At 64.7% G+C, this 20,337-nt stretch carries 17 protein-coding genes; 6 read left to right on the top strand and 11 right to left on the bottom strand.

Translation table 11 applies throughout. The annotated features are described in order from the left end of the window. Position 1: 1 nt before the first annotated feature. From gspG to APH34_RS23955, 6 genes are read right to left on the bottom strand one after another with little or no spacing between them, the layout of a single operon-like run. Complete coding sequence (gene gspG / locus APH34_RS23930) at positions 2 to 436, bottom strand: type II secretion system major pseudopilin GspG (protein ID WP_054903259.1); 435 nt, start codon at positions 434 to 436, stop codon at positions 2 to 4. An 18-nt stretch (positions 437 to 454) separates the two neighbouring features. Continuing rightward, entirely contained in the window at positions 455 to 1,657 is a 1,203-nt protein-coding gene (gspF, locus tag APH34_RS23935; protein ID WP_054903260.1) for a type II secretion system inner membrane protein GspF, read from the bottom strand. A 3-nt stretch (positions 1,658 to 1,660) separates the two neighbouring features. Beyond that, positions 1,661 to 3,109 (bottom strand): GspE/PulE family protein, encoded by a 1,449-nt coding sequence (locus APH34_RS23940; RefSeq protein WP_054903261.1) that lies wholly within the window; start codon positions 3,107 to 3,109, stop codon positions 1,661 to 1,663. Further along, positions 3,109 to 5,040 carry a type II secretion system secretin GspD gene (gene gspD, locus APH34_RS23945; RefSeq protein ID WP_371263324.1) on the bottom strand — a complete coding sequence of 644 codons (1,932 nt, stop codon included), beginning with the start codon at positions 5,038 to 5,040 and terminating at the stop codon, positions 3,109 to 3,111. The genes APH34_RS23940 and gspD overlap by 1 nt, the downstream gene beginning before the upstream one ends. 21 nt (positions 5,041 to 5,061) lie before the next feature. Next, entirely contained in the window at positions 5,062 to 5,487 is a 426-nt protein-coding gene (locus APH34_RS23950) for a pilus assembly protein PilZ (protein ID WP_054903263.1), read from the bottom strand. Next, entirely contained in the window at positions 5,484 to 7,124 is a 1,641-nt protein-coding gene (locus APH34_RS23955) for a hypothetical protein (protein ID WP_054903264.1), read from the bottom strand. The genes APH34_RS23950 and APH34_RS23955 overlap by 4 nt, the downstream gene beginning before the upstream one ends. Before the next feature lie 223 nt (positions 7,125 to 7,347). Between APH34_RS23955 and APH34_RS23960 the strand changes: the two genes are divergently transcribed. Further along, the gene (locus tag APH34_RS23960) at positions 7,348 to 9,411 is read left to right on the top strand and encodes a PhoX family phosphatase (RefSeq protein ID WP_054903265.1); all 2,064 of its coding nucleotides are present in this window, start codon (positions 7,348 to 7,350) and stop codon (positions 9,409 to 9,411) included. Between the two features lie 135 nt (positions 9,412 to 9,546). Here APH34_RS23960 and gspK read toward each other — a convergent pair whose 3' ends face one another. Continuing rightward, the gene (gene gspK / locus APH34_RS23965; RefSeq protein WP_054903266.1) at positions 9,547 to 10,512 is read right to left on the bottom strand and encodes a type II secretion system minor pseudopilin GspK; all 966 of its coding nucleotides are present in this window, start codon (positions 10,510 to 10,512) and stop codon (positions 9,547 to 9,549) included. 143 nt (positions 10,513 to 10,655) lie between these two features. Here gspK and tatA point away from each other — a divergent pair, with 143 nt between their 5' ends. Genes tatA through tatC form a run of 3 tightly spaced genes read left to right on the top strand, consistent with a single transcriptional unit; the run spans position 10,656 to position 11,907 of the window. Continuing rightward, positions 10,656 to 10,880 (top strand): twin-arginine translocase TatA/TatE family subunit, encoded by a 225-nt coding sequence (gene tatA / locus APH34_RS23970; protein WP_054903267.1) that lies wholly within the window; start codon positions 10,656 to 10,658, stop codon positions 10,878 to 10,880. Continuing rightward, positions 10,880 to 11,152, top strand: a complete 273-nt coding sequence (gene tatB / locus APH34_RS23975) for a Sec-independent protein translocase protein TatB (protein WP_054903268.1) — start codon at positions 10,880 to 10,882, stop codon at positions 11,150 to 11,152. Before tatA ends, tatB begins: the two co-directional genes overlap by 1 nt. Then, a complete protein-coding gene (gene tatC, locus APH34_RS23980) occupies positions 11,149 to 11,907 on the top strand; it encodes a twin-arginine translocase subunit TatC (RefSeq protein ID WP_054903269.1) in 759 nt (252 codons plus the stop codon). Before tatB ends, tatC begins: the two co-directional genes overlap by 4 nt. 49 nt (positions 11,908 to 11,956) lie before the next feature. Here tatC and APH34_RS23985 read toward each other — a convergent pair whose 3' ends face one another. Together APH34_RS23985 and purL are read right to left on the bottom strand one after the other, a co-directional pair. Further along, positions 11,957 to 12,268: a hypothetical protein gene (locus APH34_RS23985; protein WP_054903270.1), complete on the bottom strand. Its 312-nt coding sequence runs from the start codon at positions 12,266 to 12,268 to the stop codon at positions 11,957 to 11,959. A 2-nt stretch (positions 12,269 to 12,270) separates the two neighbouring features. Then, on the bottom strand, positions 12,271 to 16,170 hold the full coding sequence (purL, locus tag APH34_RS23990; protein WP_054903271.1) for a phosphoribosylformylglycinamidine synthase: 3,900 nt from the start codon (positions 16,168 to 16,170) through the stop codon (positions 12,271 to 12,273). Positions 16,171 to 16,411: 241 nt separating this feature from the next. Here purL and mltF point away from each other — a divergent pair, with 241 nt between their 5' ends. Beyond that, a complete protein-coding gene (mltF, locus tag APH34_RS23995; protein WP_054903272.1) occupies positions 16,412 to 17,869 on the top strand; it encodes a membrane-bound lytic murein transglycosylase MltF in 1,458 nt (485 codons plus the stop codon). Between the two features lie 88 nt (positions 17,870 to 17,957). On the opposite strand, the gene tadA is transcribed toward mltF, so the two are convergent. Continuing rightward, positions 17,958 to 18,437, bottom strand: coding sequence for a tRNA adenosine(34) deaminase TadA (gene tadA, locus APH34_RS24000; protein WP_054903273.1), 480 nt, complete (start codon positions 18,435 to 18,437; stop codon positions 17,958 to 17,960). Next, positions 18,437 to 19,819, bottom strand: a complete 1,383-nt coding sequence (locus tag APH34_RS24005) for a multicopper oxidase family protein (RefSeq protein WP_054903274.1) — start codon at positions 19,817 to 19,819, stop codon at positions 18,437 to 18,439. The genes tadA and APH34_RS24005 overlap by 1 nt, the downstream gene beginning before the upstream one ends. Before the next feature lie 247 nt (positions 19,820 to 20,066). Between APH34_RS24005 and APH34_RS24010 the strand changes: the two genes are divergently transcribed. Continuing rightward, positions 20,067 to 20,337: dermonecrotic toxin domain-containing protein (locus APH34_RS24010; RefSeq protein ID WP_156358120.1), on the top strand; the 271-nt coding region annotated here is incomplete at its 3' end.

A 20,337-nucleotide genomic window follows, 5' to 3' on the forward strand; every position in this document is an offset into this window, starting at 1 on the left:
CTTACAACGCCCAGTTGCCCAGGTCGGCATCCTGGCCTTCGCCACCCGGCATACCATCGGCACCCAGCGAATACACATCGACCCGACCATGTTCACCCGGCATCCGGTACTGGTAAGGCGTACCCCAGGGGTCTTCCGGCAGGCGGCGCACATAGCCGTCGCTGCGCCAGGCGCGGGGCTGTGGCTCCTGGCTCGGCTTTTTCACCAGCGCGGCCAGACCTTGCTCATTGCTGGGAAAGCGCAGGTTATCCAGGCGATACATGTCCAGCGCCTGTTCCAGGGTGGCCAGGTCGGCCATCACTTTCTGCCGCATGGCCTTGTCCTGGTTGCCCAACACACTGGGCGCGACCACCGCGATCAGCAAGCCGATGATGAAGATCACCACCATGATTTCCATGAGGGTGAAGCCGCGCTGGCGGCTACGTCGATGCTGCATGGGGGTACTCCTTGTCATTTACAGTTGCAGGCCCTGGTTGAGTTGCATGATCGGCAGCAGCACCGCCAGCACGATGAACAGCACCACGGCGCCCATCACCAGGATCATCAGGGGTTCGAAAAGGGCCATGGCCGTGTCCACCTGGCGGGCGAAACCGCGTTCCTGGTCGTCGGCCACGCGTTCGAGCATGTCGGCCAGTGTGCCGCTGGCCTCGCCGCTGCCGACCATGTTCACCAGCAGCGGCGGAAATTGCCGGCTCGCCTCCAGGGCGCGATGCAGGCTGGTGCCGCCCTGCACCTGCTGGCGGACCTGCTCCATGGCCAGGTGGATACGCCGGTTGCCGACGGTTTCGGTGGCCACCTGCAAGGCTTCGAGCAGGGCCACGCCACTGCTGCTGAGGATCGCCAGGCTGCGCGCCAGGCGGGCGCTCTCCAACACCTGCAACAGCCCGCCGATACGCGGCAGGCACAGCAGCAGATCGTCGCGGCGCAGGCGCCAGCGCGGCTTGCGCAGCAACCACGAACCCAACAGGGTGGCCAGCATCGCCAACCCCAGGAGCCAGGGGCCGATGTGTACCAGGGCCTGGCTCAGGCCGATCAGCAGCGAGGTGATCAGGGGCAGGCTCTGCCCCGCGTGGGCAAACTGTTCGGTGAGCTTGGGCACCACGAAGGTCATCAGGCCGATCACCACGGCCAGTGACACGCCCATCAGCACGCAGGGGTAGATCAGCGCGGTGCGGGCCTTGTGCTGCTGGCGTTGCACCTGCTCAAGGTGATCGGCCAGCCGCGTCAAGACCTGGGCAAGCCGCCCGGAACGCTCGCCGGCCTCGACCAGCGCGCAATACAAACCGGTGAAGGGCGCACCTTGGCGGGCCAGGCTGCGCGCCAGCCCCACCCCTTCGGCGAGCGAACCCCGCAATGCCACCAGCACGGCCTGCAGGGCCGGCTGGCGCAATTGGCGCTCCAGCGTGGCCAACGCATCGACCAGGGGGATACCGGCACCGGTCAGGGTCGCCAACTGGCGGGTCAGCTCACACAGCTGGGCGCGGCTCAGGCGCTGGCTTCGCTGCCGGCCGGTGGCAGCCTCCAAGCGCTGCAACTGCCGCGGGAACAGGCCCTGCTCTCGCAGCAACTGCCGCGCATGGCGCTCGCTGTCGGCCTGCACGCTGGCCTGATGGCGCTTGCCCGCAAGATCCACGGCCTGGTAGCGAAAGGTCGGCATAGGTCAGCCCTGCACCACACGCAGCACTTCGGCCAGGCTGGTTTCGCCCCGGGCCAGGCAGTCACTGGCCATCGCCACCAGGCTCTGGCGGCGCTCGGCCAGGTAATCCTGCATGGCCAGCTCGCTGGCGCCGTTGTACAACAAGGCGACCAGGCCGGCATCCAGCTCGATGAATTCGTACAGGCCCAGGCGCCCCACATAGCCACTGCCCTGGCACTGGTCGCAGCCCACAGCTTGATAGCTGCTGCCCAGTGCCGCCAACTCCGGCCACAGGGCACGTTCGGCCGGCTGCAGTGGCTGGGCCACTGCGCAAGTGCACAGGCGCCGCACCAGGCGCTGGGCCAGCACGCCACGCAGGCACGATGCGATCAGAAAGGGCTCGACGCCCATGTCGCGCAAACGGGTTACCGCGCCTACCGCACTGTTGGTATGCAGCGTCGACAGCACCAAGTGGCCAGTGAGGCTGGCCTGCACGGCGATCTGCGCGGTTTCCTGGTCGCGGATCTCGCCGAGCATGATCACGTCGGGGTCCTGGCGCAGGATCGCGCGCAGGCCACTGGCGAAGGTGAGGCCGGCGCGGGGGTTGATGGCAGTCTGGCCGATACCGGCGATGGCATATTCCACCGGGTCTTCGACGGTGAGGATGTTGCGGCTGCCGTCGTTGAGGCTGTTCAGGCTGGCGTACAAGGTGGTGGTCTTGCCCGAGCCAGTGGGTCCGGTGGACAGCACGATGCCATTGGGCCGCGCCAGGCAACAGCGCAGGGCCTGCAGCACAGCGGCGGGCATGCCCAGATTATCCAGCGCCAGCAGGCTGGCCTGCTTGTCGAGCACCCGCATCACCACACGCTCACCGTAGATCCCGGGCAAGGTCGAAACCCGCACATCCACTTCACGCCCGGCCGCTCGCAAGGTGATGCGACCGTCCTGGGGCTGGCGTTTTTCTGCGATGTCCAGGCGCGCCGTGACTTTGATCCGCGACACCAGCATCGCCGACAGCGCCCGCGGTGGGCGCAGCACCTCGCGCAGATGGCCATCGACGCGCAGGCGCACCACCAGGCTCTGCTCGAAGGTTTCGATATGGATGTCCGAGGCGCGCAGGCGCAAGGCCTGGCCAAACAAGCCGTTGATCAGGCGGATCACGGGGGCTTCATCATCGCTTTCGAGCAGATCCTCGATGCGCGGCATCTCGCTCATCAGGCTGGCCAGATCAACCTGCTCGCCGATGCCTTCGATCAGCGCTTCGTTGGCCGCCGCGCCTGCCTGATACAACTGGCCAAGGCGCTCGTCGAACGCTGCCGGCTCCAGATATTCCAGCGCCGCCGGGCAGCCATGCACCCGCAGCAGTTCCTGCACCTGGTCACTGTCGGCATCGCGGCGCAGCCACAGCTGCCAGCCAACCTCTGCCGGAGCCATGGCCAACCCGGCCTGGCGCGCCAAGCGATAGGGCAGCATCACCAGTCACCGCCTTCAAGCCGCGCACGGCTGGCCGGAAACACCCGCAGCAACTGGCCACCCTCGGCCAGGCCTGGCAGCTTGAGTGGCGTGGTCTGCTGCAGCGTGCGGTACTTGTCTTCGCTCAGGCCCGCCAGGCTCGGCCCATCCCGCAGAATGCGCGGGCGAATGAACACCATCAGGTTCTGTTTGGTGTGCTTGCTGGCGTCGGAGCGAAACAGCCGGCCCAGGCCCGGGACATCTCCCAGGAAGGGCACACGTTGGTTGCTGGTACTCAGCTCATCACTGATCAACCCGCCAAGGATGACCAGACCGTTGTCCTCGACCATGACCTTGGTCTTGATTTCGCGCTTGTTGGTGATCACGTCGCTGGCGGCACTGGAGTCGGCGATCGACGAAACTTCCTGGACGATGTCCAGGCGTACGCTGTTGTCGATGTTGATCTGCGGCTTGATGCGTAGCTTGACCCCGACTTCCTTGCGCTCGATGGTCTGGTACGGGTTGGCGTTGTTCTGGGTCACCGAGCCGGTGACAAAGGGCACCTCCTGGCCGACCAGGATCGACGCCTCGGCGTTGTCCAGGGTCAACAGGGTGGGCGTGGACAGCAGGTTAAACCCGCTCTTGCCCTTGAGCGCATTGATCAGCATGGCGAAGTTGAAGCCGCCGCCGAAGTGGCCGACCCCCACGGTGGCACCCGTGGTGGCCGAGAGCAACTTGCCCAGGCCCTCATTGTCGCCACTGGCGGCTGCGCCGGCGATGTTGCCGATGTTCACCCCGTTGTTGCCGAAGTTGACGATGCCCCCACCGAACTTCTCATCGGCAAACAGCCACTGCACGCCCAGCTCCTGGGCCTGGCTATCGGACACTTCGGCGATGATCGCTTCGACCACCACCTGGGCGCGACGGATGTCGAGCTGTTCGACAATGGAGCGGTACGCCGCCAGTTGGCTGTCCGGGCCGACCATGACCACAGCGTTGGTGCCTTCCTCGTATTCCAGGCGTATGCCCGAGTCGCTGGCGGCTACTACCGGCGTGTCCTTGCCCTCCCCTTGCCCCGCGCCTGCGCTGGCCACGGCCCCTTCCTGGCTCAGCCCGCGCAGCACCTTGACCACTTCGCTGGCATTGGCATGGCGCAGGTACATCACCTGGGTGTTGCTGGTGTGCGCGGTATCGCTAGGCCGGTCGAGCTGAGCCAGCAAGGCCCGGACGCGGTCGGTGCTGCCTCGCACCAGCAAGGCGTTGCTGCGCGGGTCGGCAACGACCTGGGTGCTGTCGGCGCCCTGCTCGCGGGCCAGCAACCGGGTCAGCATCTGCGCGGTGTCGGCTGCGCTGGCGTGGCGCAGGGGCATGACCTGCAGCGGCTCGTCACTGACCTGGTCGAGCTGGCGCAACAAGCTGTCGATGCGCTCCAGGTTACTCCGCCAGTCGGTGACCACCAGCAGGTTGGCCGCAGGATAGGGCGTGATCACACCCACCCGTGGGTCGATCAGCGGTTTGAGAATGCCAAGCATCTGTTCGCTGGCTGCATTGCGCACATTGAACACCCGCGTGGCCACACCATCACTGCCCGCACTCTGTTTGCCGGCAGCTTCCACCGGCACCGGCTCCAGGCGCGCCGCCTGGTCGGGGACGATCTTCACGCTGCCATTGGGCAGGTCCACTGCGGCGTAGCCTTGGGCGCGCAGTTGGGCCAGGAAGATATCGTAGATGGCCTCGGCGTCATGCCGATCAACCGTGCGTACCGTGACCTTGCCCTTCACCCGTGGGTCGACGATGAAGGTGGTGCCGGTGATGCGCGACACGCTGTCGATGAACTCGCCCAGATCGGTGTCGACAAAGTTCACCTCGTACACCGGGGTACCGTTGTCATCGAAGGTTTCGGGCTCTTCTGCCCAGGCCACGCAAAGGGCCAGGCTCAAGGCAGCGGCCACGCAGTATCTGACAGGCATCGTTCATCCTTGCCGCTTGAAGCCGGTCACGGCGGGGCGTGGCGGCCAGGGCAGGCGTTCGCGCCGCCCCTGGTTGTCGAAAATCAGGCCATCGGCGTCGATGTCCTGTAACACGATCCCTGGGGCCAGGCGTTGGCCACGGCCCAAGGTGCGTACCTGCTGGCCATAGCGCAGTACCACCACACTGGCTGACAACGGCTCGGCCTTGAGGCCGCCGAGGTACTGCAGCGGCAGGCGAGTGAGCGCGATCGCCGTCGCGTCGAGGGGCGCCTGCCAGTGGCCGATCATCAGCCCCGGCAGCGGCGTCTGCGTGGTCACCGGTGAGCGTGCCGGCTGCGGCTCACGCCCCAGTTGCAACACGCACTGGGCAGCCAGCCAGCCGACCAGCGTGAGCAGGCCGGCGGTGAACAGGCGGCTAGCCCTGCTCACGCTGGCACCTGGCGTGGATGCCAGCCGGGATGGCCTTGCACGTAGCGCACTTCGGGCAGCTGCAGCGCCGCCAGTTGCCAGCCCGACGTTTGCCGCGCCAACCAGGCCTCGAGACGTTGCCACAAGGGTTCACCGGCCTGGGCCTCGAACTGCAGGCCAAAGGTGCGGCACAGGCCCTGCACCGGGTCGAGGCCTGAGATTCGCTTGCCTTGAGGGCTGTAGCTGACCTGCCAGGCCTGGCTCTGCCAGCGCGGCAGGTCCTGGCTGTTGTCCAGCAGCAACGGGTCGCCGAACAGTTGCTCCGCTGCGTTTTCCAGCACCTGTTCGACCTGTCGGGCCGGCGCCTCCACCACCGGCGCCGGGTAACTGCCGGTCAGGCTGATCAGGTGCTCGCGGGTAATGGCCTCGCCGGCAGCCAATGGGTAGTCGTAGCGCAGGCCCGGTAACAGCACTGGCATGCTGCTGTCGTCGGCCAAGGCCTGATGCAACAGGCGGTCCCAACTGCCGCCGCGGGTGTCACGGCGCCACAGCGCCTGTGGGGCGCGCGCCAGGGGCTGGTCCAGCCACGCCGCGTGGCCGGCTCGCTGGCGTTGCAACTCGGCCTGCAACTGGCGGGCACGTGCCTGTGCGGCAGGTGAAAGTTGCTGGGGGAAAGCGGCAAAGAAGCGCCCCTCGAATTGCCATTGCCCTGCCATGCGCTGGCAACGCAGGCGAAACGCACCGCTGGCACGGCAACCGGCAAACACTACCGGCACACGGCGGCCACTGGGTTGCGTGGCGTACACGGGCGTAGGCCACAGGTCCTGGCCACGGGCACAGAGCAACAGGTCGATTTCCGGCACCCGTTCGGCCAACCACAACCCCGGCCCGGTACCGACATCCGCCAGCGCCACCACCAGATCGGCCTCGCGACGCGCCTGGGCAAAAGTGGGCAGCAGCGACTGGTACCACTGTTTGAGGGAGGCTTTCTGATCCTGTGCGTAGGGATCGGTGACGCCGACCACGGCAATGCGCATGCCGCCACGCGCGAAGACTTTCAGGGGTTCAAGGCCCAATGCCTTGCGCTGTTCGTCGGCGAGCCCGGCGCCGAGGGTAATGGAAGAAGACTGACGATAGAGCCCTGCGCTTCGCTGCGGCCAAAGCACCCGCTCATCGCTGCTGACCCGCGCCTCACTGCCCAGCAACTGGCTGCCCTGCACACCGCTTTCGCCCTGGGTCAGGTAAGCCAGGCCACTGCCATTCCAGCCCTGGCCATTCTCCAAAGTGAGGCTGTTGCCCGCCCCGGCCTCGCTGCGCAGTTGCGCCAGCAATGCGGCGAGCACGGCATACCCACCCGATTGCACGCCGGCGGCCTGATTCGCATCGAGCAGAGGCGCCAGTTGCGGGTGGGCCAGGCTGGCATTGGCGCCGGTCATCCACGGCGCCCGTCCCAGGTGGCTGACCGGCCCCAGGCGAGTGGCCGGTACCACCGGCAGGCCGGGTTGGCGTGCATCGAGGGTGTCGGCCACGTAGAGCAGGTCCACGTTGGCATCGGCGCCTTGCTGGCCCGGCAGGGCAGAACAGGCGCCGAGCAACGGTGCCAACGCACCGACACCCATCCAGCTGATCACTTCGCGCCTGTGCACACTGCTTGCCATCGGGCCCGCCATCCTTATCCGAGTTCTGTTGGGCCCCGGATGTTGCGGCGTTCGCATGACAGTTTAATGGCAAAAATCGGACAACAATTCCAAATTGATCTGTCGCTCACAGTCGTAAGAACTTACAGTTTTAAAGCCCCGTTAATATTTCTGCCAATGAATCATCATACTTGCGCTCTAAAGTCGCGGGTTCCTCTAACTCAGCCACTACAAGGACACCCTGATGAGTCGAGAAACCGGCGACAACCTGGACCGCAACCACAGCGGCAACCTGCCGATGGCCAGCGTCATGGACGCTTACCTGAGCCGCCGTAGCGTGATGCGTGGCAGCCTTGGCGCCGCTATCGCGATGATTGCCGGTACTGGCCTGACCGGCTGCTTCGACAGTGGCGGCGGGTCTCACCATGACAATCCGGTCACCGAGCCGCCAGTCACCGAACCGCAAGTGCCGAAACTGGCGCTGGGTTTCCAGTCCATCCCAGGCTCGCGCACCGATGCCTGCGTGGTCGCCGCCGGGTACAGTGCCTACGTGCTGGCACCCTGGGGTACACCCCTCAATAGCAACGCCAACCCGTGGAAGGCAGACGGCAGCAACACCTCGACCGACCAGGCCAATGCCATGGGTATGCACCATGACGGCATGCACTTCTTCCCGATCAATGGCAGCTCCGACGACGGCCTTTTGGCCATCAACTTCGAATACATCGACACCGCCGCACTGCACCCCAAAGGCCCGACGACCGACGCCAACGGCAAGCGCCCAGCCGAGGAAGTCCGCAAGGAAATAAACGCCCACGGTGCTGGTGTGGTGCGCCTGCAGAAGGTCAACGGCCGTTGGCAGGTAGTCGACAACGACCCGCTCAACCGCCGCTTCACCACCGCCTCGCGCATGGAAATCACCGGGCCGCTGCGCGGCACCGACCACGTCAAGACCAAGTACTCGGCCGACGGTACCCATTGCCGTGGCACCAACAACAACTGCGGCAATGGCTATACCCCGTGGGGTACCTACCTGACCTGCGAAGAGAACTGGCCCGGCATCTTCGTCAACAAGGGCACGCGCCCTGAAGACCAGCGCCGCATCGGCGTCGGCACCTCCAGCGGCCAGTACAAATGGGAAAGTGCCGCCGCAGACAGCACCGAGGTCGATGGCGAATTCGCCCGTTTCGACGTCACGCCCAAGGGCGCCAGCGCCACCGACGACTACCGTAACGAAGCCAGCACCTACGGCTACATCGTCGAAATCGACCCCTACAACAGCAGTACGCTGGCCACCAAGCGCACCGCACTGGGCCGCTTCCGCCACGAAGGGTGCTGCCCGGGCCTGCCGGTGGCAGGCAAGCCACTGGTCTGGTACATGGGTGACGACTCCAACAACGAATACCTGTACAAGTTCGTTTCCACCGCCGTGTGGGACGCCGCCGACGCCAACCCGGCCGACCGCCTGGCCACCGGCGCCAAGTACCTGGACCAGGGCAAGCTCTATGTGGCCCGCTTCAACGCCGACGGCACCGGTGTGTGGCTGCTGCTCGACGTCGCCACAGCCACCAAGGCCGGCAGCACCTTGGGTGCACTGTACGGTGACCTGGCGGGCATCATCCTCAACACCCGGGGCGCGGGCGATGCCGTGGGGGCAACGCCGATGGACCGCCCGGAATGGACAGCGGTCAACCCGCTCAATGGCGATGCCTACCTGACCCTGACCAACAACAGCGCACGTACCCCGGACAAGGTCGACGCTGCCAACCCGCGCGGCCCTAACCGCCACGGCCACATCATTCGCTGGCACGACAGTGACGACCAGTTGAGTTTCACCTGGGACATCTTCGTGTTTGGCGCCAATGCTGCCGGTACCGCTGACATCAACCGCTCGGGCCTGACCGAACTCAACCAGTTCGCCAGTCCCGATGGCATGAGCTTCGATAGCCGCGGCGTGCTGTGGTTCGAGACCGACAACGGCGAAACCACCCTCACCGATTACACCAATGACCAGTTGCTGGCGGTGATTCCTACCGACCTGGTGGACGCTACAGGTAAACAGGTGCCGATCAATGCACAGAACCAGGTGGACCTGCGCCGCTTCTTCGTTGGGCCGAACGGCTGCGAAGTGACCGGGATTACTTTCACGCCGGACAACAAGTCGATCTTCGTCAATATCCAGCACCCGGATAACTGGCCGTATACCGACAAGGCCACCGAGGTGACCCCGGCGGGGACTACGCTGCGCCCGCGGGCTTCGACGGTAGTGATCCAGCGTGATGATGGGGGCGAGATCGGCACAGTCTGATCCACTCAACCAGGGCCGCTTTGCGGCCCGTCCAGCCAGGTGGACTGCCCCCGGAAAGTTGGACACCAATCCAACCCAAGGGGGCCGTTCACGGATCGTAGAAGCGACACCGAGCTCTGTGGGGGCTGGGCACGCTCACCACATAACAGGCTCCCGACTTTTTACCCGCACTTGCTGCGCCGGCACCCGGGCATGCCATTGCACCACCCCCAGCGCCTCCACCAGGAACTCACTGCGCATGGTCCGCCCCGCTTCCTCGAACGACAGCTGCAACAGAAAATGCCCACTGTTGAGCAGCAAGCCCTCGCTTAACCGTTCGAATGTCTCGTCATCCACGGCCCCTAGCGCCTGACGCAACGCTGCAGCATCAACATATCCCGACGCCGGTCGACCACTGACGATCCGGGTCAGCAGCGACCGCGGATAGCGCCCTTCATACAGTGCCTCGAGCAGCGGTAGATGCTCCAGGCCCAAGGCATTGGCGTTCAAGCGCCAACCACTGGTCTGCGGCAAGGCACATAGCATCGGGTAGCGGCCCTGGCGGGAGGCATCCGGCTCCAGCAGCAGGTTCAGCTCACTGGTGTCGAGCATCGGCTGGTTGGCCGCCAGGCGCGGTGGCTGCTGGCGTAGGTACTGGGCACTTTCGGCGCCCTGCAGGCGGGCGTCACTGTCACTGTCGAGCCAGTCGGCCAAGGCATCGATCAAACGCTCTGCCGCCATGTCATCACCCAGCAGGTGCCGCAGCTGGCGTTCGGCACGCTCGCCATCAGCCCCCAGCAGCGCATTGACGTTGAAGCACGTGTGCTGATCGTGCACCCGCAGTTGCGCCTGGCCGGCACCAAAATCGTAATTCAGCGGCTGGCCGCGCAGCGCCTGCCAGAACAGCGGGCTGAGCCGCCAGGCCGGGTCACGCAGGGCCTGTGAGGCATAGGCCAGTCCGGCCTGCTCCATGGCCCGGACCTGCACGCGTTGGCGTAGCAATTGCACCTCATCGACCTGGCGCCGGCCGTCTTCCACCAGCCAGGCCATCCCTGCGGCGAGCATTGCCAGCACCACCATCACCATCAGCAGTGCCGCACCCTGCTGTCGCTTGCCAGCCATTCACATTCCCTTTCATTCAATAAAGGCGTCAGTCAACACGCGGGTTGTTGCAGGTAGATGGCAACAGCGTTGCAGTCATGTGCGCGTCATCTGCCCACGGCAGGATTGGCCTTTCTTTTCATGGCCTTACAGGAGTGGTCGTAATGGGTGGCATTGGTATCTGGCAACTGGTGATCGTACTGCTGATCGTGTTTCTGCTGTTCGGTACCAAACGCCTGAAGGGCTTAGGCAGTGACGTGGGCGAAGCGATCCAGGGCTTTCGCAAGTCCATGGGTGGCGACACTGACGCCACCCGTGCGGACCAGGTGCAACAGCACCCTCCCCTGACCACCCAGGCGGCGCAGCAACCAACGGATCGGCAAGCCTGATGTTCGAGGTAGGCTTCAGCGAACTGCTGCTGGTGGGCGTCGTCGCCCTGCTGGTGCTTGGCCCGGAACGTCTGCCCGTGGCGGTGCGTACCTTGGGCCGTGGCCTGGGCCAGGCGCGCCGGGCAATGCAGGGGCTGCGCGCGCAGATGGAGCGCGAGATCGACATGCCGCCATTCGACAGCGCGCCGCTGCAGCGCCTTGAGCAGGACATCCGCCAAGGCATCAGCCTTACCCCCGAGCCGAGCAAGGTGCCCAGGGAGAACAACCCATGAGCCTTGCCCTGGATCCGACAGCACGCATGCCACTGACCGGTCACCTGGGTGATTTGCGCAAACGGCTGGTGCGCTGCCTGCTCTTGCTGACACTGGTGTTCGCCGGCCTGTTCCCGTTCGCGCAACAGCTTTATACGTTGATCTCCGAACCGCTGCGTCGCTTCCTCCCCGAAGGCGCCAGCATGATCGCCACCAGCGTCACTTCACCGTTTCTCACGCCGTTCAAGCTGACGGCCATGTCCGCGCTGTTCGTGGCCATGCCGCTATTGCTGCACCAGGCCTGGGGGTTTCTCGCACCCGGGCTGTACCGCCGCGAACGGCGCATTGCCCTGCCATTGCTGGTGTCGAGCATCGTGCTGTTCTATGCCGGCATGGCGTTCGCGTTCTACCTGGTGTTCCCGATGATGTTCGGGTTCTTTGCCAGCGTGACGCCGGATGGCGTGGCAATGATGACCGATATCAGCCAATACCTGGATTTCATCATGGCGCTGTTCCTGGCCTTTGGCCTGGCGTTCGAGATCCCGGTGGCAACCTTCATCGTGGTGTGGGTGGGGCTGGCCGATGTGGCCACACTGCGGCGAAGCAGACCCTACGTGATCGTCGGGTGCTTTGTGGTGGGGATGATTCTGACACCGCCGGATGTGTTTTCGCAGACGATGCTGGCAGTGCCGATGTGGGTATTGTTCGAGGTGGGACTACTGGCGTGTACAGGGTTGCGGCGCGCCGCGCAGGCCACGGAGCGTGCGGCTGAGTGAGCCGGCCCTGTCGCTGACAAGTCCGCACCCACCACAGGGACGCCGCCCTCTAGAACTCGGCGAGCCGCCAGACTTCATAGGCTGGCGTCTCGTACGGGTGGCTGTGCTTGAGCGCGGCGACGACCTGTACCACCCGATCGTCAGCCACCACCAGCTCCACCTTCCACTCCTCGACCACTTCGACCTGACCCGTTTGCCCGAGGTACGGCTGGCTGCCGTGCAACGGGCGGAACTGGCCCTGGCCCAAGGTTTGCCAGGCGCAGTGGTCATAGTCGCCGATGCGCCCGCCACCGGCGGCGAACACAGCGGCCTTGACCACGTCGACATGGCTGGCGGGGACGAAGAAGGCGAGCTTGTACACCCTTAGTTCACCCACACCCGCGCATTGCGGAACATACGCATCAGCGCGGCGTCTTCCTGCCACTCATCCGGGCGCCAGGAGTTCTGCACGGCGCGGAACACACGCTCCGGGTGCGGCATCATGATGGTCACGCGGCCGTCGCGGCTGGTCAGGCCGGTGATACCACGCGGCGAGCCGTTCGGGTTGGCCGGGTAGGCTTCGGTGACCTTGCCATGGTTGTCGACGTAGCGCAGCGCCACGCAACCGGACAGGTCGGCTTCCAGCAGTGCCTCTTCGCTGGCGAACTCGGCGTGGCCTTCCCCGTGGGCGATGGCGATCGGCATGCGCGAACCAGCCATGCCCTGCAGGAAGATCGAGTTGGACTTCTGCACCTCGACCATGGCCACGCGCGCCTCGAACTGCTCCGAGCGGTTGCGCACGAAGTGCGGCCAGTACTCGGTGCCCGGGATCAGCTCGTGCAGGTTGGACATCATCTGGCAACCGTTGCACACGCCCAGGGCGAAGCTGTCGGTGCGCTCGAAGAAGGCCTGGAAGGCATCACGGGCACGGCTGTTGAACAGCGCCGACTTGGCCCAGCCTTCACCAGCGCCCAGCACGTCACCGTAGGAGAAGCCGCCGCAGGCCACCAGGCCTTTGAACGCGTCGAAGTCGACACGGCCAGCGAGGATATCGCTCATGTGCACGTCGATGGCAGCAAAGCCTGCACGGTCGAAGGCGGCTGCCATCTCGACCTGCCCGTTGACGCCCTGCTCGCGCAGGATCGCCACTTGCGGGCGCACGCCTTTCTTGATGTACGGCGCAGCGATGTCGTCGTTGACGTCGAACCCGACCTTCACCGACAGGCCAGGGTTGTCCTCTTCCAGCAGCAGGTCGAACTCCTGATCGGCGCAGTCGGCATTGTCGCGCAGGCGCTGGATCTGGTAGCTGGTCTCGGCCCACTGGCGCTGCAACATGCGGCGGTCGTCGTCGAACAGCACTTCGCCGTTCAGGCTGATGGACACTTCAGCGTTGTTCACCGGCTTGCCGATCACGGCAACGCACTGTTCGCCCAGGCCGGCAGCGCTGAACTGCGCAAGCACGTCCGGGGTGGCATCCTGGCGAACCTGGATGACCGCACCCAGCTCTTCGTTGAAGAGGATGGCCGGCACGTCCTTGCGGCTGTCGGTCAGTGGGTCGAGCTGCAGGTCGAGGCCGCAGTGGCCGGCAAAGGCCATTTCCAGCACGGTGGTCAGCAGGCCACCGTCGGAACGGTCGTGGTAGGCCAGCAGGTGGCCGTCGGCGTTCAGGCCCTGGATCACGGCGAAGAACGCCTTGAGGTCTTCGGCGTCGTCGACGTCCGGCGCCTGGGCGCCGATCTTGCCGTAGGTCTGCGCCAGGATCGAGGCACCCATACGGTTCTTGCCACGGCCCAGGTCGATCAGGATCAGGTCGGTTTCACCCTTGTCCATGCGCAGTTGCGGGGTCAGGGTGCCGCGGATGTCAGTGACCGGGGCAAAGCCGCTGACGATCAGCGACATGGGCGCGGTGACGCTCTTCTCGACGCCCTCATCGCTCCACTTGGTCTTCATCGACATGGAGTCCTTGCCGACCGGAATGGTCAGGCCCAGCTCTGGGCACAGCTCCATGCCGACAGCCTTGACGGTGTCGTACAGGCGGGCGTCTTCACCCGGGTGACCGGCGGCGGACATCCAGTTGGCCGACAGTTTGATGTCGGACAGTTTTTCGATGCGGGCGCCGGCCAGGTTGGTCAGCACCTCGCCGATGGCCATGCGGCCGGACGCCGGGGCATCCAGCAGGGCCAGCGGAGTGCGCTCACCCATGGCCATGGCTTCACCGGTGTAGACGTCGAAACTGGTAGCAGTGACGGCGCAGTCGGCCACCGGGACCTGCCACGGGCCGACCATCTGGTCGCGGGCAACCAGGCCGGTGATGGTGCGGTCGCCGATGGTGATCAGGAAGCTCTTGCTGGCCACCGCGGGGTGGTGCAGGACGCGCTCGACGGCCTGGTCCAGGTCCAGTTCGCTCGGGTCGAAGTCATCGCCCAGCTCGGCCTCGCGGGTAACCGAACGGTGCATGCGCGGCGGCTTGCCCAGCAGCACGTCGAGCGGCATGTCCACCGGGGTGTTGCCGAAGTGGCTGTCGGTCACGGTCAGGTGCGGCTCGGCGGTGGCTTCGCCGACCACGGCGAACGGGCAGCGCTCGCGCTCGCAGATGGCCTGGAAGCGCTCGAAGTCCTCAGCGCTGACTGCCAGCACGTACCGCTCCTGCGACTCGTTGCTCCAGATTTCGTGCGGCGCCATGCCCGGCTCGTCGTTGGGCACGTTGCGCAGTTCGAAGCGGCCACCGCGGCCACCGTCGTTGACCAGTTCAGGGAACGCGTTGGAAATACCACCAGCGCCCACGTCGTGGATGAAGGCGATCGGGTTCTTGTCGCCCAGTTGCCAGCAACGGTCGATGACCTCCTGGCAACGACGCTCCATTTCCGGGTTTTCACGCTGTACCGACGCGAAGTCGAGGTCGGCGGAGCTGGCACCGGTGGCCACCGAAGAGGCGGCACCGCCGCCCAGGCCGATCAGCATGGCAGGGCCGCCGAGCACGATCAGCTTGGCGCCGACAGTGATCTCGCCTTTTTGAACGTGGTCTTCACGGATGTTGCCCATGCCGCCGGCGAGCATGATCGGCTTGTGGTAGCCGCGCACTTCTTCACCACGCGGGGTGTTGATGGCCTGCTCGAAGGTACGGAAGTAGCCGGTCAGGGCCGGGCGGCCGAATTCGTTGTTGAATGCGGCGCCGCCCAGCGGGCCTTCGACCATGATGTCCAGCGCATCGACGATGCGGCCTGGCTTGCCATAGGCCTGCTCCCAGGGTTGCTCGAAGCCTGGAATGCGCAGGTTGGACACGGTGAAGCCGGTCAGGCCAGCCTTGGGCTTGGCGCCCCGACCGGTAGCACCTTCGTCGCGAATTTCGCCGCCGGAGCCGGTTGAGGCGCCGGAGAACGGAGCGATGGCGGTCGGGTGGTTGTGCGTCTCGACCTTCATCAGGATGTGCACCGGCTCCTGCACCGCGCCGTACTGGCGGGTTTCAGGGTTCGGGTAGAAGCGGCCGGCGACGTTGCCGACGATGACCGAGGCGTTGTCCTTGTAGGCCGACAGCACGCCTTCGCTGTGCATCTGGTAGGTGTTCTTGATCATGCCGAACAGGCTCTTTTCCTGCGCCTGGCCGTCAATGTCCCAACTGGCGTTGAAGATCTTGTGGCGGCAGTGCTCGGAGTTGGCCTGGGCGAACATCATCAGTTCGATGTCGTTGGGGTTGCGCGCAAGGCCCTGGAAGGCATTAACCAGGTAGTCGACCTCGTCTTCGGCCAGGGCCAGGCCCAGGTCGATGTTGGCCTTGGCCAAGGCCTCACGGCCACCTTCGAGGATGTTGACCGACGTCATCGGCTTGGGCTGGGCATGGCTGAACAGGTCGGATGCCTGCTCCGGCTTGGCCAGTACGCGCTGGGTCATGCGGTCGTGCAGTTGGGCAGCGACACGTTCGGCGTCGGCCTCGCTCAGGTCACCGGCGACATAGTAGGCGATGCCGCGCTCCAGGCGCTGGATCGACTGCAGGCCGCAGTTGTGGGCGATGTCGCTGGCCTTGCTGGCCCAGGGCGAGATGGTGCCCAGGCGCGGCACGACCAGGAACAGGCGGCCAGTGGGCTTCTGTACCGGCACGCTCGGGCCGTATTTGAGCAGACGGCCCAGCACCTGCTGCTGGTCGGCGGTCAGCTCGCCGTCAACGTCGGCGAAGTGGGCGAATTCGGCATACAAACCAGTAACAGCGGGGACTTTCTGGCTCAGTTGCTCGAGTAATTTACCGTGGCGAAAGGCAGAAAGGGCAGGAGCGCCGCGCAGGATCAACATCGTCGGGACAGCCTCAGGAAGGGGTGTGCTTAGAGGCCGTGCATTCTAGCCTAATTCCACGGCTTTCGGCACCCGCTCTAAGCCAAGCCTGCCGGGCGGTGGAACCGGACTTTCGGGTCAAAAAATTTGCCCTGCCTGGCCTGCACCTTCGCCAAGGCCGGGGCAACACAGAACGCGCTACCAGACAAGCTATCTGTTGTCGAGATATGGCTGTGCCGGTCCTTTGCGTATACTGCAACCTATGTTCGCCCACACTGCTTTGCGCCAGCGTTGCGCCAGATGGCTCTTCGCAACCGGACTCTTTCTGATGCTCGGTGCCTGTGTTGAAAAACCCAGCACCCTCGAGCGCGTGAAGGAGGATGGCGTGCTGCGCGTGATCACCCGCAACAGCCCGGCCACCTACTTCCAGGACCGCAATGGCGAAACAGGCTTCGAGTATGAACTGGTCAAGCGTTTCGCCGACGATCTCGGCGTAAAGCTGCAGATCGAGACCGCCGACAACCTCGATGAGCTGTTTGACCAGCTGGGCAAGCCTTCCGGCCCGGTGCTGGCTGCCGCCGGCCTGGTCAGCAGCGAGCGGCGCAAGGCCCAGGCGAAGTTCTCGCACCCGTACCTGGAGGTGACCCCGCAGGTCATCTACCGTAACGGTCGCCCCCGGCCCACCGACCCCAAGGGCCTGGTCGGCAAGAAGATCCTGGTGCTCAAAGGCAGCAGTCACGCCGACCAGTTGGCCGAGCTGAAGAAGCAGTACCCCGGCCTGGAATATGAAGAATCCGACGCCGTGGAGGTGGTCGACCTGCTGCGCATGGTCGATGAAGGCCAGATCGACCTGACCCTGGTCGACTCAAACGAGCTGGCCATGAACCAGGTGTACTTCCCCAACGTGCGGGTCGCCTTCGACCTGGGCGACACGCGCGATCAACGCTGGGCCGTGGCGGCAGGCGAAGACAACAGCCTGCTCAACGAGGTCAACGAATACCTCGACAAGGCGCAGAAGAACGGCACGCTGCAACGCCTTAAGGACCGCTACTACGGCCATGTCGACGTGCTGGGCTATGTCGGTGCTTATACCTTCGCCCAGCACCTGCAGCAACGCCTGCCCAAATACGAGAAGCACTTCAAGAGCTACGCCAAGGTCGAGCAGGTGGACTGGCGGCTACTGGCAGCGATTGGCTACCAGGAATCGATGTGGCAGCCGGAAGTCACCTCCAAGACGGGCGTACGCGGCCTGATGATGCTGACCCAGCGCACCGCTCAGGCCATGGGCGTGTCCAACCGCCTCGACCCCCGGCAAAGCATCCAGGGCGGCGCCAAGTACTTCATGAAGATCAAGGAAGAGCTCGACGACAGCATCCAGGAGCCGGACCGGACCTGGTTTGCGCTGGCCGCCTACAACGTCGGCACCGGCCACTTGGAAGACGCCCGTACCCTGGCCAAGCGCGAAAAGCTCAACCCGAACAAGTGGCTGGATGTGAAGAAGATGCTGCCACGCCTGTCGCAGAAACAGTGGTACCGGCAGACCAAGTACGGTTACGCCCGCGGCGGCGAGCCGGTGCACTTCGTGGCCAACATCCGGCGTTACTATGACATCCTCACCTGGGTGACCCAGCCCCAGCTCGAAGGCCAGGTGGCCGAGGGCAACTTGCATGTGCCCGGGGTCAACAAGGACAAGCCGGCGGAACAGTCGCCGCCGATGTAACCTTCGAGCGAAGCCGTCCGCGGACTGTTCAGGCATCTCCCCCGCAGGGTCACCGTACGTTCTGACGGTGACGCCGAAGCTGAACAGACTAACCCTTCGCCCGCCGCGCCCTGAAGAAGTCACTGAGGATCTGCCCGCACTCCTGCGCCAGCACCCCGCCCTCCACCATCACCCGATGGTTGAGAAAGCCCTGGCCGAAGAACTGCCCCTGGCTCTGCACGACCCCCGCCTTGGGCTCCAGCGCGCCATACACCACCCGCGACACCCGCGAATGAACGATCAACCCTGCGCACATGCTGCACGGCTCCAGTGTCACGTACAACGTGCTGCCCGGTAGCCGGTAATTGCTGGCCGATTTCGCCGCTGCGCGGATGGCGACCATTTCGGCGTGGGCGCTGGGGTCACTGTCGATGATCGGCCGGTTGAAGCCTTGCCCAATCACCTGGCCATGCTGCACCAGCACCGCCCCCACCGGCACCTCACCCATGGCCGCACCTTCGGCGGCCAGGGCCAGAGCCAGGTGCATGAATTCCTGATCGCGGCTGCGATCGATGATCTGCGGGCGCATCACACCACCGTGATCGCGGCCATCAGGCCGGTTTCCATATGGTCGATGACATGGCAGTGGAACATCCAGGTACCGGGGTTATCCGCCACCAACGCCACTTGGGCACGCTCGTTCTTGCCCAACAGGTAGGTGTCGGTGAACCACGGTTCGACGATATTGCGTCGATTGGAGGCGATCACCTTGAAGCTCATGCCGTGCAAGTGGATCGGGTGCTGGTACTGGGTCATGTTCTTCAGCTCGAAGATGTAGCTCTTGCCCTTCTGCAGCGTAGCGATCGGCCGGTCGGCACAGGTCTTGTCGGTGATGTCCCAGGCCTGACCGTTGATCTGCCACAGGCTCGGCGGCTTGCCGTTCTCGGTATTGACCGAAACCTTGCCCACCCACTCGAAATTGAAGTTCAGCTTTTCGGCATTATCCAGGTCCGGCTCTGCGACCGGGTTGCGCGGCAAGGCCGGCGGCCAGTCGCTGGGCGCCTCGTTGCTGGCCACCGAGCGCAGGGTGCCCAGGCGCACGAACCCATCACGCAAGGAAATTTCCTCGCCCGCCTCGGGGATACGGATCGCCAGGCAGATGCGCATGCCAGGGCCCAGCCAGTATTCGTCATCCATCGGCCGTGGCGTGATCGGGTTGCCGTCGAGGGCGTAGATTTTCGCCTCGAAGTTGCCCTTGAGGTTCAGCCGATAGGTCCAGGTGTTGTCCAGGTTGAGCAGCCGCAAGCGCACCACCTGCCCGGCCGGTAGTTCGGTCACCGAGTCGGCCTGGCCGTTGATGGTGATCAGCCGCCCTGCGGTACCGTTACGCGCGGCCTCACGGGGAATGCTGAACGGCAGCCAGGCACCCTGCTCGTCCACGTGCCAGTTCTTCAGGCTCAGGGTGCGTTCATGGAGGAAGCCGGTAGGCTCACGTTCCTCGACGATCAACGGGCCGACCAGGCCGCGGCCCAGTTCCTCGGAACTGCTGACGTGCGGGTGGTACCAGTAGCTGCCGGCATCCGGCACGCGGAACTTGTAGTCGAAGTATTCGCCGGGCTTGACCGGTAACTGCGACACGTACGGCACCCCGTCCATTTCCAGCGGGAGGCGGATGCCGTGCCAGTGGATGGTGGTTTCCACCGGCAGGTGGTTGATGAACCGCACCCGCAGCCAGGTGCCCTGGCGCACCCGCAGTTCAGTGCCGGGCGCCGAGGGGCCGAACGCCCAGGCTTCGGTCTTGAAACCGGGCACCAGTTCGACATCCAGGGGGGCGGCGATCAGCTCGTAATCATGCCCGGCATTGTCGTCCTCGACCTTGCCCAGCCAGTACCGCGCCGCGCCTCCTGCGCCCAGGCCTACTACAACCAGGCCAGTCAGGCCTTTGAGCATTTGTCGACGGGTGAAGGACATCGGTGCGGGTACCTCGTTTCGGCGCAATCAAGCTGCCAGCACAGCTGGCGATGAAGGGCGAATACGATACACCTGCAATTGAGAAAGATTAAGTGAAGTGTTGTAGCAGTACCTTCACCTAAAGAGATATCTACCGCGACCCACGCACTGTCCCGATGCAGGCTCTGGCGTTCACCCTCATCGAGTAAACGCCATGGATCTCTCTTCCCGACAGCAGCAAACCCTCCAGCAGCTCCGGAAAATGGCCGTGCCCCTGGTCGTCGCCTGCCCGGATATGCGCCAGATGGCACGCGATACCGCCCTTTCCATCCTGATCAAGCACCACCAGGCGCAGTTGGAGCCTGACCAGGTTCATCTCAACCGCTTTCACACCGCCGTGACTAACCCACGGTCATTCAGTGGCTGGGAACACCGCGAGTCACCGTTCCAATCGCTGACCCTGCCGCAACTGGTGATGCACCGTTTCGACGTCCACGACCAGGACAATGCCGACCTGCTCAGCTATCTGACCGGTTTCT

Origin of the sequence: Pseudomonas sp. NBRC 111131 (assembly GCF_001320525.1) — a bacterium.
Lineage (GTDB): Bacteria > Pseudomonadota > Gammaproteobacteria > Pseudomonadales > Pseudomonadaceae > Aquipseudomonas > Aquipseudomonas ceruminis.

What these genes read in the sequence shown, in the direction of transcription:
- gspG (WP_054903259.1), bottom strand. Translation starts at nt 436, where the DNA reads ATGCAGCATCGACGTAGCCGCCAGCGCGGCTTCACCCTCATGGAAATC.
- gspF (WP_054903260.1), bottom strand. Translation starts at nt 1,657, where the DNA reads ATGCCGACCTTTCGCTACCAGGCCGTGGATCTTGCGGGCAAGCGCCAT.
- APH34_RS23940 (WP_054903261.1), bottom strand. Translation starts at nt 3,109, where the DNA reads ATGCTGCCCTATCGCTTGGCGCGCCAGGCCGGGTTGGCCATGGCTCCG.
- APH34_RS23955 (WP_054903264.1), bottom strand. Translation starts at nt 7,124, where the DNA reads ATGGCAAGCAGTGTGCACAGGCGCGAAGTGATCAGCTGGATGGGTGTC.
- APH34_RS23960 (WP_054903265.1), top strand. Translation starts at nt 7,348, where the DNA reads ATGAGTCGAGAAACCGGCGACAACCTGGACCGCAACCACAGCGGCAAC.
- gspK (WP_054903266.1), bottom strand. Translation starts at nt 10,512, where the DNA reads ATGGCTGGCAAGCGACAGCAGGGTGCGGCACTGCTGATGGTGATGGTG.
- tatA (WP_054903267.1), top strand. Translation starts at nt 10,656, where the DNA reads ATGGGTGGCATTGGTATCTGGCAACTGGTGATCGTACTGCTGATCGTG.
- tatB (WP_054903268.1), top strand. Translation starts at nt 10,880, where the DNA reads ATGTTCGAGGTAGGCTTCAGCGAACTGCTGCTGGTGGGCGTCGTCGCC.
- tatC (WP_054903269.1), top strand. Translation starts at nt 11,149, where the DNA reads ATGAGCCTTGCCCTGGATCCGACAGCACGCATGCCACTGACCGGTCAC.
- purL (WP_054903271.1), bottom strand. Translation starts at nt 16,170, where the DNA reads ATGTTGATCCTGCGCGGCGCTCCTGCCCTTTCTGCCTTTCGCCACGGT.
- mltF (WP_054903272.1), top strand. Translation starts at nt 16,412, where the DNA reads ATGTTCGCCCACACTGCTTTGCGCCAGCGTTGCGCCAGATGGCTCTTC.
- tadA (WP_054903273.1), bottom strand. Translation starts at nt 18,437, where the DNA reads ATGCGCCCGCAGATCATCGATCGCAGCCGCGATCAGGAATTCATGCAC.
- APH34_RS24005 (WP_054903274.1), bottom strand. Translation starts at nt 19,819, where the DNA reads ATGTCCTTCACCCGTCGACAAATGCTCAAAGGCCTGACTGGCCTGGTT.